The organism is Kitasatospora sp. NPDC088346, assembly GCF_044740765.1.
GTDB lineage: Bacteria > Actinomycetota > Actinomycetes > Streptomycetales > Streptomycetaceae > Kitasatospora.
This window is the reverse complement of sequence record NZ_JBIURH010000095.1, coordinates 1-14,857: the sequence shown is the minus strand read 5'-3', so window position 1 is coordinate 14,857 and position 14,857 is coordinate 1. Positions and strand designations below refer to the sequence as shown.

Sequence of the window (14,857 nt, the reverse complement as noted above, 5' to 3'; positions counted from 1 at the left end):
TCCCCGGCCCATTCCCCCATTGCCACAAGAAGCAGTCTGGCCCCGCCGCTCACGCGGCGGGGCCAGAACCCAAGATCTTCACGAGCCTTCTAGGCACTGTCCGGTCGATCGGGCCCGGCAGGATCGACCGGACAGCGCCCGGCGTTCGTCGGACAGGCCCTGGCGAACCGGACCGGCCGGGCCTCAGCCGTACCAGGACGCCTCGGTCAGCCGCGCCCTGCGGGGAATGTCACTCGCGGGCATGGCCAGGCCGCCGCCGTCCGCGCCGTCCGCGAGCAGCTCGCACGCCGGGTCGCCGTTGAACCGGCCCGGCAGGGAGACCCGGACCGCGATGGGCCGGGGCGGATCCGTCGCGAGGACGGTCGTCAGCGTGCAGACCTGTGCCCGGTGGCCGTCAACCCGGACGGCCGCGACCTCCTTGCCGTCCACCAGCAGTTCCAGCTCCCGATGGCCGCCGAGGCGGACCCCGGCCGTCACGGAGAAACCCGCGTGCTCGCGGTGGAAGTGGTACTCGCGACCCATGTCCGCCTCCCTCGCCGGAAACGCTTCACTTCATCCTGCGCCCCGGCGGGGCGGACGGCAGATCCACGGCTGCGGTGCGGGAGGTCGGGCCGTCAGTGCCGGGCCATGCGCCGCCGGCCCCGGTGCCCGTCGGCAGTGGTGAGCGGCAGGGCGAGCGCGTCGGCGAGCTCGGCCAGCTCCCGGTCGGTCGGCCGGATCGGACCGTCGGCGCCGTCCTCGGCCCAGGCGCGGATGCGCGGGGTGCGGATGCCGGTCAGGTCGGCGACGGCCTGCGGCGACAACCGCCGTCGGCGCATGGTGTCCCGCAGCAACCGGGAAAGCTCCGGCTCGGCCATGTGCAACCTCCTGGTTTCGGTCGTCCGCCGACGGGCCTCCCGTTCACCCCCCGCCCGCCCCGCTCGCGGGAGGTTGGGAGCGGGGGTCGGGCGGCAGGCCGGCATGCATGCGGGCGGCCTGTTCGCGCAGGTGGGCGACGGCGTCGGCGGTCTGGCGCCGCAGCAGTTCGGCGGACCGCACCACCGAGGCGCCAGTGTCCGACCCTACGCCCGCTTCATCCTGAATGTCCTGTCTCATGGGGCGCACCTACCCCGCCGGGCCGCCGACGCACACCGGAATTTCCACCAGTACACCGCGCCGGGACACCTCCGGCCGCCTTCGGCCGGCCTCCGCTCGCCGCGGCCCGGCCGCGCCCACGCGGAAATCCCCGGCGAACCGGAGGAGCATCGCTAGTGCGGTGCGCGTGAACGGCGCGGATCCGACACGCGCCCGACGGGCGTCCGACGCGCGTCCTGCGGCGTCCGGTACGCGTCCGGCACGAGGAGGAAGGCCATGATCGTCGACTGTGCGTACTACCGCGACGGGCACCGCCAGCACGAGGGCGCGATCCCCCTCGAACAGGCGGCCGCCCGCTGCACCCAGGGCGGATTCGTCTGGCTCGGCCTCTTCGAACCCGGCCCCGACGAACTGGCCGAGGTGCGCGCGAGCTTCGGGCTGCACGAACTCGCCGTGGAGGACGCCCAGGCCTTCCACCTGCGGCCGAAGGCCGAGCAGTACGAGGACGGCACCGAACTGATCATCCTGCGCACCGCCCGCTACGACGACGAGGCCGAGGCCATCGACACCGGCGAGATCAGCGTCTTCATGGCGGAACACTTCGTCATCGCCGTGCGACAGGGCATCGCCAGCGAACTGGCCGGCGCCCGCAGCCGGCTCGAAACCCGCCCCGAACTGCTGCGCACCGGCAGCACCTCCACACTGTGGGCCATCCTCGACCAGGTCGTCGACAGCTACGCACCCGTGGTCGCCGAACTGGAGCGCGACATCGAGCAGATCGAGGCGACGGTGTTCTCCGGCGCCGTCGCCCCGACCGAACGGATCTACTTCCTGCGCCGCGAGGCCACCGACTTCTACCGGGCCGTGCACCCGCTGCTCGCCGTCCTGGCCCGCCGACTGCAGGCCGGCCGGTCACCGGCCGGGCTGCTCCCCTACTTCCGCGACGTCCACGACCACCTGCTGCTCGTCAACGAGGAGGTCGCCGCCCAGCGCGACCTCCTGGCCACCGTCCTGGAGGCGAACATCGCGGTGATCTCGGTCGAGCAGAACAAGATCAACCTGCGGCAGACCGCCACCATGGAGCGGCTGACGATCCTCGCCAGCGTCTTCCTGCCGCTCTCCTTCGTGGTCGGGTTCTTCGGGCAGAACTTCGCCTGGCTGGTCCGCAACGTCACCAGCCTCACCGCCTTCCTCGTCCTCGGCATCGGCGGACTGCTGCTGCCCTGCCTGCTGCTGTACCTCTGGCTGCGCGGGCGACGCACCCACGACACTCCGCCCCAGCCGGAGGTCGGCACCGGACCGGCCCACGGGCCGGGCAGGCCGGGGCGGGGGAAAACCGGTTCCGGCGGCGCCGCGGATACCGCATGATCGGGCCGTGCTGGTCCACGTGGAGAACATCGCGGACGCCCCGGGGAACCTCCGGACGGCCCGGGTCAGGACGGTATGCGGCCGCGCCACCGTGCGCTGGTGCGGGGATCCGGCAGCCGGACCCGGCGCCTACCACGTGGAGTGGACGGTCGACGAGGACGTCATCTGGCGCCGGAACGCCGAGCCGGCGCCGGCCCCCGGGCCCGCAATCCGCACGGCCGGCCCGTACGTCGTCCTGCGCGGCCGCCTGCACCGCGCCGAGGACGGCTCCGGCCACCTGGAACTGGCCGGCAGTGTCGTCCTGCTCGACCTGGTCGGCGACCTGCCCGCGGACGTGATCGACACCTGGGTCGAGCTCCGCCTCGGGCGCGCGGGGATCTCGGTCCACCCGTACCACCTGTGACGGGGGACGGCGGCCGGCCCGGACCGGACCGACGTCCGGATTCCGCCCGGTACCACGCGTGGACGCACCGCTGTCACCGCCGTACGCGATCATGATCCCCGTGACGGACGGAATGGCCTGGCTCGCCGCTCCCCGGTCCATCGCCTTCGACGGCCACGGCGTCGCGCTCGCCCGGGGCCTCGACGTCGGCGAGCTCGTGTCGTGGATCGCCGCGACCGTGGACGGGCCCGGCCGGACCGCCCGCCCGGTCGGCGAACTCACCGGAGACCGCGTTGCCGCACCGTCCACCGCGGCCACGCGGTGGGTCGGCCGTGCGCGTCGCTGACGCGCCGTGGGCGGCGGAGGTGCCCGCGCCGGCCGACTGCGGCTGGTTGCATGGGGGCGACCTCCGTGCCCCGGCGCAGCGGCCTTCGGCTCCGGGGCGCCTCCGTTCCCGACACCAGGAGCAGCATCAGTGAAGATCGCGATCATCGGCGCCGGCAACATCGGCGGCACGCTGACCCGGCGGCTGGCCGCCCTCGGCCACGAGGTGTCCGTCGCCAACTCCCGTGGCCCGCAAACCCTCACCGGTCTGGCGGCGGAGAGCGGCGCACGGGCACGGCCCGTCGAGGAGGTCGCCCGGGGAGCGGAACTGGCGGTGGTGACGATCCCGCAGGCCAAGGTCGCCGGCCTGCCGGCCGGCCTGTTCGAGGGAGCGGCCGACGGGCTCGTCGTCGTCGACACCGGGAACTACTACCCGCAGCAGCGTGACGGCCGGATCGAGGGGATCGAGAAGGGGAGCACGGAGAGCGGGTGGGTCGAGCGGCAGCTCGGACGGCCGGTGATCAAGGCGTTCAACAACATCTACGCCCAGCACCTGGCCGACTTCGGGCGCCCGGCGGGCGCTCCCGACCGGATCGCCCTGCCGGTCGCCGGGGACGACGCCCGGGCCAAGGAGGTCGTGCTCGGGCTGGTGGAGGAGCTCGGCTTCGACGCCGTCGACGCCGGTCCCCTGGAGGATTCCTGGCGCCAGCAGCCCGGTACGCCCGTCTACACGACCGATCTGGACGCCGGCGGCGTACGGCGGGCGCTGGCGGCGGCCGACCCGGAGCGCGCCCCCGCGTGGCGCGCGACCCCGGACAGCCCGGGCAGCTTCGAGCACCCGGCCTGAGGGGCGGCGAAGGGCCCGCGGTTCCGCGCAGGCCCTCCGGCCGCGAACACATGCTCGACTCGTCCGACCCGCTCGACAGCCGGCCGAGCGGAAGACGACACGTTCCGGCCGACGTCGAACACTTATCGACCTGATGGTCCATCAGGCGGTTTTCCGTGGAGCCGAGTTCATAGGATCTCGTGCACCCCCCGCCGATCGGCGGGGTACCAGGCGGAAAGGACCCCACGTGCCAACGGACTCCGTCGCCGTCCCCGCGCACCGGACGATACCCGTGCTCCGGATGCGCCCCGGCGACCACGCCTACGCGGACTACGACGACGACGAGGCCCGCTGGGAAGTCCTGCTGACCTTCATCCACGAGGGGCTGGCCCGTGGGGAGAAGGTCACCGTCATGGCGGACCCGGCGGTCCCGGCGGAGGACGTCCACGAACGCGTGCACGTGCACCACGGGTCCGCCGGGGCGGCGTTCGGGCGGGGTCAGCTGTCGTACACCACCATGCGCGACCTGATCAAGCCCGACGCCCGCTTCACCGCCGCCCGGCAGATGGGCCGGCTCCGGGAGGAGACCGAGAAGGCCCGACAGGAGGGCTACACCGGGTTCCGTACCGTCATCGACATGGCCTGGGTCCAGGACCTGGGGATGGACGTCGAGGGGGTGATGCACCGGGAGACGCACGCCCACGAGCTGTTCGCCGACCGACGCTACGCGGAGATCTGCACGTACGACCGCCGGCGGTTCGACCCCGACGTGCTCGACGCCATGCGCCACGGCCACCCCGTGGCACTCCTGGGCCGGCTCGGGGCCCTGCGCATCGAACACGCCGACGGGGGCCTGCGGCTGATCGGTGACGCCGACACAGCCACCCGCCCCCAGCTGCTGGCCGAGCTCCCGGCCGCCCTCGACCTCGCCGCGGCCACCGGCAGCGGACACCTGCCGATCGACCTCACCGGGCTGTCCTTCCTCGGCTCGGACTGTGCGCTGACGCTGCTGCACGCGGCCGGTCAACTGCCCCCGGGCGGCCCGCGGATGGAGATCCGCTGCCGGCCGTTCCACGCCAGGGTGCTGGGCATGCTCGGTGCCCGGTCCGTCGAGCAGATCACGGTGACGAAGGTGGCCGACGCATGATCCACGACCGTGCCACAGCACTGGACGAGCTGGTCACGGACCAGCGTTTCGGCGCCGACGAACTGCCCGTCCTGCGCGCCGTCGTCACCCACTGCGCGACCCTGGCCGGCGCCGGCATCGAGTACCGCGACCTGCTGGTGTTCGCCGTCCACGAGGTGGCCGAGAGCATCGCGACGGATCCCGGCCCGGAGGTGCGCGTGGTCATCAGCCGACCGGACGACACCACCCTGGTCTGCCGGATCGCCGAGGACGGCACCGGTCGGCCCGCGAACGGGACGGGGACGGCGACGCGGCCGGGGAGGGGCGTGGGAGCGGGAGCGGGAGCAGCGGCCGGATCGGACGGGCCCCGGCTGCGCTGGTCGAGCGGAGAGCTGAGCGAGTGCCTGCGGATCGACACCCGGGCAGGCTGCACCACGGTGACGCTCAGCCTGCCGGACGACCGGCCGGCAGCCCGACCGGTCCGCTCACCCGTGGCCGGACCTGAGCCTGCACCCGAGCACCGCGGAGCGCGTGAGTCGCCGCCCGCCGGGCAGTGACGGCCGGGGTGGGTGACGCGTGAGCGGCCGGTGGGCGGCGGCTCACGCGTCACCACGCACGGGCGGTGGGGCTCAGGGCTTGGTCTCGTAGGCGACGACGTTCTTCGAAACGGCGTCGGCCAGCGGGCTCGTCCGGTCGGTCAGCTTCTGGTAGTCGGCGACCCGGCCGTCCGCCCACTGGCCCAGGGCCACGATCATCACCCGATTGACGCCCGCGAAGGTCTGGATCATTCCGCTGTCGGCGGGCAGCACCGGCAGGCCCGCGGACGGCGGCGGGGCCTGGGCGCCCACCTCGTAGTCGTCGAACGCCAGGCTCAGCTGGGTCACCAGGTGCACGCTGTCCTTCGGGTCCCTCATGGTGAACAGCGACACGTTGAACTGGTTGTTCTGGGCGTCCTTGTAGAGCGCCACCTGCTGGCTCACACAGCCCTTGCCCTGCTTGATCATCGCGATCAGGCGGGGGCCGACGGAGTCCGGCTCCACGCAGGAGGCGAGGACGGCCGCCCCGAGCCTGGTGTAGACCCCGCCGGCGGCGTCCTTGATCTCGGTGGGAAAGGCCTGGTCCAGGGGCACGGCGGGACGGTCCGCGGCAGCGGCTGAGGGCGAGGCCGACGGCGACGGCGCGGTCGAGGCGGCAGCCGGGGACGTGGCGGCGGCGGACACCGGCGCCGAGGCCGTCGACTCCCCGTCGGACGGCCGGACCACCTTCAGCACCAGGAACGCCAGCGCGGCCGCGCAGAGCGTGAGGGCGAGATTGCGCGGCCACACCCGCTTCGGATCGGGACCGGGGCCTGGGTTGAGGCCTGGCCGGCCCTCCTTGACGGTCGCGGCGTTGACGAAGTCCTCGTCGAGGACGATGTTCCAGCGATCGTCGTCGGGTCCGCCCGGGTCCCGGGTGCTGTCAGTGCTGCTCATGGTGGCACCGTAGTGATCAACCGCGCCGAGCTGAAGAGCCGCAGGTCACGTCTTGATCACCATCGGCGGCCCACCGTCGGACGGGCCGGTCACTGCGGCGGGTGCCAGTCGATCAGAACCGCCGTGGCGTCGTCGCGCAGCCGGTGGTCCTGATGGACGAGGAGCGCGTGCATGAGCCGTCGCAGGGCCTCGGGGGCCGACTGGTCCGTGTTGGCAAGGCGCACGATGTGGTCGAGGAGCCGGTGTTCGCCGAACAGGTCGCCCGTCACGGACCGGGCCTCGGTCACGCCGTCGGTGTGGAGGAGGACGCGGTCACCGGGCTCCAGCCGGACCCGGTGCACCTCGGGCGGTCCGAGGTGCCGGCCAGGGTGACGTCCGAGGTGACGGCCGATGCCGAGGGGCGGGTGGGGACGGCGCTCCAGGGCCCCGGGGACCACCGCACCGGACCGGATCAGCAGCGGCGGCGGGTGGCCGCAGTTCACCCACGACAGCCGGCCGGTGCCGGTGTCGAGATCGGTGAGGACCGTCGTCAGCAGCCGGTCCGGGATCCACTCGTTCAGGGCCTCGTCGATCGCGGTCGCGATGTCGGCCAGCGAGCCGCCCGTACGGCGCGTCGAGCGGCACGCCGCCAGCGCGACGGCACTCGCGCCGCCGGAGGCGAGGTCGTGGCCCATCGCGTCCACCAGGATCACGTGGAGGACGTCCCCGGCCAGGCTGTGGTCGAACGCGTCCCCGGCGACCTCGTACGCGGGCTCCAGGACCGCGCTCGACGTCACGCTGCGGGTACCGATCGTGCGCGGTGGCACGAACGCCCACAGCAACTCGGCCTGCAGCGACATCGGCCGGGTCCGGGTGGTGCGCACGATGGCGTCGCTGAACGTGCTCTTCGACACCAGGATCAGCGTCACCAGGGAGGCCAGCGCCCGCGCCCGCCCCTCGACCAGGGCGGAGTCGTTCCCCGTCGGATGCACCCGTAGCACGCCGATGCGTTCGATGCCGTCGATCAACGGGACCCAGCACACCGGCGGCGTCCCCGCGGCGCGGAGCAGGGTCTCGGTGCGGTAGGCGCGGCCCGCGAGAGTGGTGTCCACGTCCAGCCCTGTCTCCGGGTCGCCGGTGTCGCCGCCGGCGCTCCCGGCGGCCGGGCGGCCCGCCTCAGGTGGCGGGCCGGGTGACGTCGGCGGCGGCTGCCCGGGTGACTCACCGGCGACCGGCTGCTCCGGTCCGGGCATGGGAACGAGCAGCACCTGCTGGACGTCCGCCAGGAACACCCGGGCCTCCCCCAGCCCCAGCGCCCGGCCCGCGTCGCCGACCAGGGCCGACACCTCCCAGGGGGCGGCCTGGTGGGAGGCCTCCAACAGGCCGGCCAGCACCCGGCCCAGCAGCGCGTCACCGGCGCCGCTCGCCGCGTCGGGCTGCCGTCCCGTCCCCGTCTCCATCCACCCACCATCCCGCCACACCACCGCGCCCGCCAGGCACGCGGGCCGGAGGGTCCGGGGCCAGCAGGCCCGGGGAGGTGCGACGGCCTCGGCGGCCCCGGGGAACGTCCGGAGCAGTGCGAGCCGGTCACCCCGGGGTGGGGGCGACCGGCTCGCACGGCGCCAGCGCGTCGCGCGTCCGCCGGAACGATCCGAGGTGGACGATCCAAGGTGGACGATCCAAGGTGGACGTTCCGAGGCGGACGATTCGAGGCGGAACGATCAGAAGAGCGAGAAGTCGTCCGTGCCGATGTCGAACTCCTCGCTGTCGCTCCCCTCGTCGGAGGTCTGCCCCGCCCGCGCGGCCGCGGCGGCAGCCTCGGCCTCGGCGGCGGCTGCGGCCGCCGCGGCCCGGGCCTGACGCGCCGCCTCCAGCTCGGCCTGGCGCAGCTCGGCGGCCTGGCGGCGGCGCTCCTCCATCTGCCGGTTCCGTTCCTCCCGTTCGCGCTGCCTGGCTTCCCTTTCGACCACCTCGCGGCGCTCGTGCAGCTGCGCCTCGGCCGAGGCCTGGACGCTCTCCCCGGTGAGCATGTGCGGGTCGTCCATGTGCAGCAGACCCATCAGCAGCTGGTCCTGGCGCCAGTCCAGGGCCCGGCCGTTGACCTCGGCGGTATAGGTCTGGAAGGGGGAGTCCGGTGTGCGGTAGCCCCGCAGCACGTCGGCGATCACCTTGACCTCCTCCGCCCTCGGGGCGTTGCTGACGCCCCTCAGCTCGGTGATGACCGCGGCGGTGTACTCCTTCTCCTGCGTCGCGATCGCCTCGGCGAGCGCGTCGAAGTTCTGCTTGACCTGGTCGGGCCTGCCCAGGTTGGTCGACGGCGTCACCTGGGTGCGGATCATCTCCCCTTCCCAGGTGCCGGTGTCCATGTACCGTTCCAGCGCGGCCGAGTCCTCCGGGCTCAGGCCCGTGCTGAGGATGGAGTGGACCGTCTGCCGCGCGGCGTCCAGCTCGGCGGGGTCGGGCTGGCGCGTCCGGTCGTCGCTGCTGACGGCCGCCCGGGCGAAGTCCTGGAGCTTGTCGACGGGCATCTGGAAGGTGTCCTCGCCCTGGTGCTGCGCGGCCTCCTTGCGCCACTCGTCCAGCATCTCCCGGCCCCACTTGATCTTGCCCAGCTGGTTGTGCGGGTGGGACTCCTGGGCCCGGTCGGACCACTCCGTGCCCGCGTTCATGGCCTCCGTCGCCCTGGTGAGGTCGGCGTTGACCTTGAGCGCCTCCGCGGAACGCGTCAGTACCGCCGCGTCGTCCCGGGCCCGCGTCGCGGCGTCGCGCAGCGGTCCGGCGACCGGCTCCGGCCGGCCCTCGGCGAGGCGGTCGACCTCGTCGGCGGCGTTCCGCAGCTCGTCGGCGGCCTTGCCGAAATCCTCGCGGGACGGCGTCGGGTTGCGCCAGGTGACCTCGTCCCACGCGTCCCGCGCCCGCGACAGGTCGGGGAGCTCGGCCGTCCCGTCCCGGCCGAGCGCGTTCGCCACCCGCGCGTGCAGGAGGTCCGCCGCCGCGGGCTCGTGGATGCCCGGGTAGGGGGTGGTGCTGACGTTCGGGGAGAGGTAGGGACGTCCGGTCAGCTGGCTGGCGTTGGTGGTGTTGGCGCCCTCCTGGATCGCGGGCAGGTTGCCGAGCTGGAACAGCTTCTCGAAGTTGGCCTGCGTGGTTCCGCCGCCGCGCAGCAGCAGCACCTCGCCGGGCTGGAGCCCGGCCAGCAGCCCGGGGACGTCCGCGGTGGCCAGATCGGCCCGCTTGAGCCAATCCGGCCGGAACTGCTCCGCGTAACCGATCTCCCGGCCGCCCACCTCCAGCATCACGGCCGGCTTGCCGTACGTCCGCACCCCGTCGACCTCGCGCACGCCGGACTCGCGGATCGCCGACGCCAGGTACTCGGGCCCGCTCGCCCGGAGCCGGTCGTCCATCCGGGCCAGCCCGTAGACCGGCATCATGTCGACCCGGCCGCCGGTCACCGAGTCGGCGATCGCCTGCAACTTGGGGTCGGAGGGGAACGCCGCCGCCTCCGGGGTGGGGATGTGGAACTGGTACAGGCCGTGGTTCGGGCTGAGCCCGGCGTCCATGTGGTGGGCGGTGTAGGACGGGGTGCCGTCCTCGCCCGGCGTCCGCTCGTACACCGCGCGCGGGTGGCCCCAGGCGTACGGGGTGAGCAGCATCGCCTTGCCGGCGCCCGTGAAGGACAGCAGGGCACGGGCCGAACCGGCGTCGGCGTCCAGGCTGTCGCTGGCCGCGACGAAGGTCGGACCACGGCCGAGGTCCGGCCGCACGGGTTGCGGGTAGTTCCCGTCGTGGTCGAGCTCCTTGTCCACGTACACCGGGTCCCTGACGTCGAGTTCCTCGGTGTCGAGCATCCGCTCCAGTCGCGCCTGCACGCTGCGCGGCGCGACCATCCGGATCTCGCCGCCGTAGCCCAGCTCGCGCAGCGAACGGACCAGGGTGACCGCGGCGGCCTGGTGGCCCGACCCGGGGCCGGACTCGACCACGACCGTGACCGACGGGAACCGACCGAGCTTCTCGAAGACCTGCCTGCGGCCGTCGATCTCCTGCTGCGACGGTGCCTTGCCACCGCGGCGCTCCGTGATGGCGTCCAGCATGTCGCTGCTGTGCTGATCCTGCCGGCCGACGGCCCACAGCGCGTGCTCAGGGATCTCCTTGGCCAGCGCGTGCACGGCTCCGGGGCCGTTCCGGTCCACCCACTGGGTGAGGTCCTCGACCCGGCCGTTCCGGGCATGGTGAACGAGGTTCACCAACTCGTCGGGCGAGTGGTTCGTGAACCGGGGGTCGGTGCGCAGCTGGGCCGCGCGGTCCTCCGGGGAGGCGAGCGGGGCCCGGTCGGGGTTCCAGCTGCGCGCGTGGGAGGAGAAGGAGTCGGGGGTGGGGTGCTCGGGGGTGGGGTGCTCGGGGGTGGGGTGCTCGGGGGTGGGGTGCTCCGGAGTGGGGTGCTCGGGGGCGGTCAAGGTGTCGTGGACGGGTACGTCGTGGACCGGCGCGTCGTGGACCGGCGCGTCGTGCGTGGTGGGCGTCTGGGCCTGGTCGCTCCGGGAGGGCGCCGGCGGGGGCGGCACGTCGGCGTACGTCCTCGTCTCGGGCGCCGTGCGAACGGGCGGGGCCGGCGGGGCTGGGGGCGCCTGGGTGTGCGGTGCCGCCGGGGTGACGGGAGCCGTGTCGCCGCCTCGGGACACCGGCCCCAGGGCGAACCCGGAGTTGGTCGCCGCGTGTGCGGGGGGCGCCTGCTCGGTACGGTGAACGTTCGCGTCGTCGTGGACGTTCGCGCCTTCGTGAACGTTCGCGCTTCCGTGAGCACTTCCGTCCTCGCGGGTGTTCACGCTCTCGTGAATGTTGCCGCCAGCATGAGCATCAGGCCCCGAGCGAGTGTTCACCCCTGCGTGACCGTTCGCGCCGACGTGAACACTCTCACCCCCGCGAACGCCCGCGTCACCGTGAACGTTTGCGCCACCGCGAACGCTCGTGTCGCCGTGAACACTCGCTCCGCCGTGAACCGAGGGCGGCGGAGCCGCCTGCCCCTGGGCACCCGCGCCGGGCGCCGGGTGCTGCGGAGTCGCGGGCACCGGGCGCTGCGGTGCCGCCGACGTCGGCGGGGTGTGGCTGCCACCGCCGCCGGCCGCCGCGGTCGCGTTGCCGGGCGTGGTGCCGGCCGTGGTGGTGGCCGGCGGGGGCACGGGCGCGGGGTTGTCCACTCGGTCCATGAAGTCCCGCAGGCCCTCGTACACGTCGTTCTCCGCGCGGACCGCCTCGACCGGGTTGGCCGACCCGTGGTGCACCGCAGTCGGGTCCGGCCCGTAGAGGCGCTCCAGCATCGGCAGCAGCGCCGGTTCGTTGGCCCGCACCCAAGCCGGCCCGTTGTTGCGGGGCTGGCCGGTGTGCGGGTCGGTGCCGTGGTTGGTGCCGAGGTACGCGTTGGAGACCTGCGCGAAGTACTCAAGTTCGTCGCGTGAGGCGTAGTTGTCGACGGGGTTGTTCTGGAGGTCGTGGCGCGGGCCGTCGCTCCAGACCGCGTTCGGGTCGTTGACCTTGTTCTGGTAGCTGGCGGTGATCGCGGCCCGGTCGCTCGCCGAGAGACCGTTCATGTGGATGGTGTGGGCGAACTCGTGCGTGGTCGTCGAGTACCCGTCCTGGTAGTGCGAGGCGTTGCCGACGGAGGTGTCCTCGCCGAGCAGGTTCTCCTCGGTGACCGCGGCCCGGCGTCCACCGGAACCGCGCACGTCGTCCCAGCCCCGGCCGCCGCCGGAAGCGCCGCCCGCGGTGGTGCCCCTCATGTTGTGGAAGGCGCTGACGTCGGTCATCGAGACGTCCTTGGGCACCACGACGAGCCCAGCGCCGTTCTTGAGCAACGTGGCCGTCACGTCCGGGTCCTGGAGCATCCGGGCGGCCTGGGCCTGCGCCTCGGCGCGGGCCGAGGCACCCCGCTCGGCCCGCGGGTCGACGTCCACCATCAGCTGGGCCGCGGTGCGCGCGAACTCCCTCGGCGGCAGGTTGGCCTTCAGGGCGTCCACGAACGCCGGGTCCTTGGCGATCCAGCGCCGCTGCGCGGGCGGCAGTACGGCCAGTGCCGCCGTACGGTCCTGCGCGGACATCGTCGGCACGTCGCGGACCAGCACGTCGGCGTTGGGCGGACGGACCGTCGAGAAGGTCTGGTCGCGCCCGAGGTCCTGGGCCGCCCGGTTGATCCGGCCGCCGTTCTGGCGCAGCGCGTCCAGTTCGGCCTGCCGCTGGTCGCGCTGGGTCTGGTGGATCTGGTCGGCGGCCTGGGCGCTCAGCGGTCGGTTCAGGCCTCCGCCGGTGCCGTGGCTGCCGGCCGTGCCCTGGTTGCCGCCGGTCGCGGCCGCCGAGGACGACGGGTTGACCGGTCCGAGGCCGCTCTGCCCCGGGGTGGCCGAGGACTTGGCGGGTGCGGGCGGCGGCGGCGCGGTCACCGGGCCGTGCGCGGCGGACGACGCGGCGCCGACACCCTGGCCCGGCACGTGCATCCCGCCGGCGACGGGTGGTGCGCCCTGCGGCGTGGTGGTGCCGGCGGAGGCGTCCGCCGGGGGCGGCGGCGGGACGGCCGAGGGATCGACGGTCCGCGAGCCGTGGTCACCGCTCGCCGTCGGCCGGACGGGCGGGACGGACAGCCCGCCGAGGCCTGCGGTGTCGAGCCTGCTCGTACCGCCGTCGGGGTCCCGCGGGACCGACCCACCGTCACCGGCGGCCGCCTGGTGCGGCACCGGGGCGCCGACCGGCGGAGCCGTGCTCGCGCCGGTCGAGTGACCGACCGGCGACGGCACCGAAGCCGCCGAGGGGCCGGAGGCCGCCGGGGCATGGGGCTGTCCGGCCGGAGCCTCGTGCGAGGTGGTGCCGGGGACGTCCGCCGGACCGGTGTGCACCTGAGCCGCCGGCCCGCCGTGCGAGGCCGGACTCGGCACGTGCTCCGAGCCGACGGACTGCACCGGAGGAACGCTCGGGGCCTCGCGCGGGACCGGACCCGGTCCCTGCTCCGTACCCACCCGCGCCGGCGGTTCCGCAGCCGGACGCACGTCCGACACCACATGCGCATCCGGCGTCACGTGCGGCTCAGCAGCGTGCGACTGACCACCACCCGACTGCTCCGACACCACCCTAGGCTCCGCCGACACATGCGGATCCCCCGACGTACGCGGCTCCGCAGCCGGACGCACCTCCGACACCACATGCGAATCCGGCGTGCCATGTGTATCCGGCGTGCCATGTGTATCCGGCGTCACATGCGCGCCGGGGGCCGGGTGGGAGGCAGCGCCTTCGACCGAGGGGGTCGGGGCGTGCTGCTGCGCGGCCGGTGCCGGGTCGGCGGCTCGGGTGGTGCCGTGCTCGGTGGGCGCGCTGTGGGAGGCGGTGTCCGCGGGGGCGGTGTGGCCCGTGGAGGTGGCCGGCGCCTGGTGCTGGACGGGTCCGCCGTGGTCGGCGGTGGGCGGCACGGAGTGGTCCGGCGTGCTGCGGACCTGCGCGCCCGCGGCGGGGCTGTCGCCGGTGCCGTGGCTGCCTGCGGCGGCGGGCCGGTCCGGACTGAACGGTACGAGACCGCCCGTACCGCCGCCCTTGGCAGTGCCGGCGGTGCCGCCGGAGCCGATCGGGCTGCTGCCGCCGCCCTCGGACGGGTGGCCGCCCCCGCCGCTCGTCGCGGCGCCGACGGGGGTGTGCGACCCGCCGGCGCCGCCCTCGGTACCGGCGTGGCCGGACGACGAGCCGGTGCCCGGTCCGTGGAACGCGGAGGCCGCCGAGTCGGGCTTGGAGAACGTCGGGGTGCCCTCGCCACGGCTCCCCCCGCCACCCGCCGGTGCACCCGCGGACGCACCACCGCCCGACGCGCCACCGGTGGCAGCACCACCGACCGACACGCCACCCACCGACCCACCGCCGACCGCACCGCCGATCCGTGCACCGCCGATTCGTGCGCCGCCCTCCGGGGCACCGCCCGTGGGCGGCGGGCCGCTGTGCGGGATGGGAATGTTGCCGGGGCCCTTGAACCCGCCCTTGAGGTGGGCGGCGCCGGCCTTCAGGCCGACGGCGGCGCCGCCGCTGAGGCCGGAGCCGAGCAGGCTGCCGCCCTCGACGTGCCCGGTGGTGATCAGCTGGGTGGAGACGTCCGCGCCGACACCGACGGCCGCACCGTGGACCATCTTGCCGGGGACGGTCTGCATGGCCCCCGCCAGACCCATCTTCCCACCGGCTCCGCTGAGCCCCTTGCCGATCAGGTGGCCGGACGCACCGGCGACGGCGCCGCCGAGGGCGTTCTGCCCGACCTCCTTCATGTCGATGCTCTTGCGGTGACCCTC

12 protein-coding genes are annotated in these 14,857 nt (G+C 74.1%); 6 read left to right on the top strand and 6 right to left on the bottom strand.

Annotated features, from left to right (window positions below; all coding sequences use genetic code 11):
- Positions 1-183 precede the first annotated feature (183 nt).
- The 3 genes from ACIOFR_RS40840 to ACIOFR_RS40830 form a co-directional block, all read right to left on the bottom strand.
- On the bottom strand, positions 184-522 hold the full coding sequence (locus tag ACIOFR_RS40840) for a hypothetical protein (protein WP_401005696.1): 339 nt from the start codon (positions 520-522) through the stop codon (positions 184-186).
- 92 nt (positions 523-614) lie between these two features.
- The gene (locus ACIOFR_RS40835) at positions 615-857 is read right to left on the bottom strand and encodes an XRE family transcriptional regulator (RefSeq protein WP_401005694.1); all 243 of its coding nucleotides are present in this window, start codon (positions 855-857) and stop codon (positions 615-617) included.
- Positions 858-900: 43 nt separating this feature from the next.
- The gene (locus ACIOFR_RS40830) at positions 901-1,095 is read right to left on the bottom strand and encodes a hypothetical protein (RefSeq protein ID WP_401005692.1); all 195 of its coding nucleotides are present in this window, start codon (positions 1,093-1,095) and stop codon (positions 901-903) included.
- 255 nt (positions 1,096-1,350) lie between these two features.
- Between ACIOFR_RS40830 and ACIOFR_RS40825 the strand changes: the two genes are divergently transcribed.
- From ACIOFR_RS40825 to ACIOFR_RS40800, 6 genes are all read left to right on the top strand, one after another.
- The gene (locus tag ACIOFR_RS40825; RefSeq protein ID WP_401005690.1) at positions 1,351-2,442 is read left to right on the top strand and encodes a CorA family divalent cation transporter; all 1,092 of its coding nucleotides are present in this window, start codon (positions 1,351-1,353) and stop codon (positions 2,440-2,442) included.
- Positions 2,443-2,449: 7 nt separating this feature from the next.
- Positions 2,450-2,845 carry a hypothetical protein gene (locus ACIOFR_RS40820; protein WP_401005688.1) on the top strand — a complete coding sequence of 132 codons (396 nt, stop codon included), beginning with the start codon at positions 2,450-2,452 and terminating at the stop codon, positions 2,843-2,845.
- 100 nt (positions 2,846-2,945) lie between these two features.
- The gene (locus ACIOFR_RS40815) at positions 2,946-3,170 is read left to right on the top strand and encodes a hypothetical protein (RefSeq protein ID WP_401005686.1); all 225 of its coding nucleotides are present in this window, start codon (positions 2,946-2,948) and stop codon (positions 3,168-3,170) included.
- A 129-nt stretch (positions 3,171-3,299) separates the two neighbouring features.
- Positions 3,300-3,995: an NADPH-dependent F420 reductase gene (locus tag ACIOFR_RS40810; protein WP_401005684.1), complete on the top strand. Its 696-nt coding sequence runs from the start codon at positions 3,300-3,302 to the stop codon at positions 3,993-3,995.
- Between the two features lie 226 nt (positions 3,996-4,221).
- Positions 4,222-5,121, top strand: coding sequence for an MEDS domain-containing protein (locus tag ACIOFR_RS40805; RefSeq protein WP_401005682.1), 900 nt, complete (start codon positions 4,222-4,224; stop codon positions 5,119-5,121).
- Complete coding sequence (locus tag ACIOFR_RS40800; RefSeq protein ID WP_401005680.1) at positions 5,118-5,657, top strand: hypothetical protein; 540 nt, start codon at positions 5,118-5,120, stop codon at positions 5,655-5,657. Before ACIOFR_RS40805 ends, ACIOFR_RS40800 begins: the two co-directional genes overlap by 4 nt.
- 72 nt (positions 5,658-5,729) lie before the next feature.
- Here ACIOFR_RS40800 and ACIOFR_RS40795 read toward each other — a convergent pair whose 3' ends face one another.
- From ACIOFR_RS40795 to ACIOFR_RS40785, 3 genes are all read right to left on the bottom strand, one after another.
- A complete protein-coding gene (locus ACIOFR_RS40795; protein WP_401005678.1) occupies positions 5,730-6,572 on the bottom strand; it encodes a hypothetical protein in 843 nt (280 codons plus the stop codon).
- Positions 6,573-6,661: 89 nt separating this feature from the next.
- Positions 6,662-8,011 (bottom strand): PP2C family protein-serine/threonine phosphatase, encoded by a 1,350-nt coding sequence (locus ACIOFR_RS40790; RefSeq protein WP_401005676.1) that lies wholly within the window; start codon positions 8,009-8,011, stop codon positions 6,662-6,664.
- A 261-nt stretch (positions 8,012-8,272) separates the two neighbouring features.
- Positions 8,273-14,833 carry a hypothetical protein gene (locus ACIOFR_RS40785; RefSeq protein WP_401005674.1) on the bottom strand — a complete coding sequence of 2,187 codons (6,561 nt, stop codon included), beginning with the start codon at positions 14,831-14,833 and terminating at the stop codon, positions 8,273-8,275.
- Between the last annotated feature and the right edge of the window lie 24 nt (positions 14,834-14,857).

What these genes read in the sequence shown, in the direction of transcription:
- ACIOFR_RS40840 (WP_401005696.1), bottom strand. Translation starts at nt 522, where the DNA reads ATGGGTCGCGAGTACCACTTCCACCGCGAGCACGCGGGTTTCTCCGTG.
- ACIOFR_RS40835 (WP_401005694.1), bottom strand. Translation starts at nt 857, where the DNA reads ATGGCCGAGCCGGAGCTTTCCCGGTTGCTGCGGGACACCATGCGCCGA.
- ACIOFR_RS40830 (WP_401005692.1), bottom strand. Translation starts at nt 1,095, where the DNA reads ATGAGACAGGACATTCAGGATGAAGCGGGCGTAGGGTCGGACACTGGC.
- ACIOFR_RS40825 (WP_401005690.1), top strand. Translation starts at nt 1,351, where the DNA reads ATGATCGTCGACTGTGCGTACTACCGCGACGGGCACCGCCAGCACGAG.
- ACIOFR_RS40800 (WP_401005680.1), top strand. Translation starts at nt 5,118, where the DNA reads ATGATCCACGACCGTGCCACAGCACTGGACGAGCTGGTCACGGACCAG.
- ACIOFR_RS40795 (WP_401005678.1), bottom strand. Translation starts at nt 6,572, where the DNA reads ATGAGCAGCACTGACAGCACCCGGGACCCGGGCGGACCCGACGACGAT.
- ACIOFR_RS40790 (WP_401005676.1), bottom strand. Translation starts at nt 8,011, where the DNA reads ATGGAGACGGGGACGGGACGGCAGCCCGACGCGGCGAGCGGCGCCGGT.
- ACIOFR_RS40785 (WP_401005674.1), bottom strand. Translation starts at nt 14,833, where the DNA reads ATGAAGGAGGTCGGGCAGAACGCCCTCGGCGGCGCCGTCGCCGGTGCG.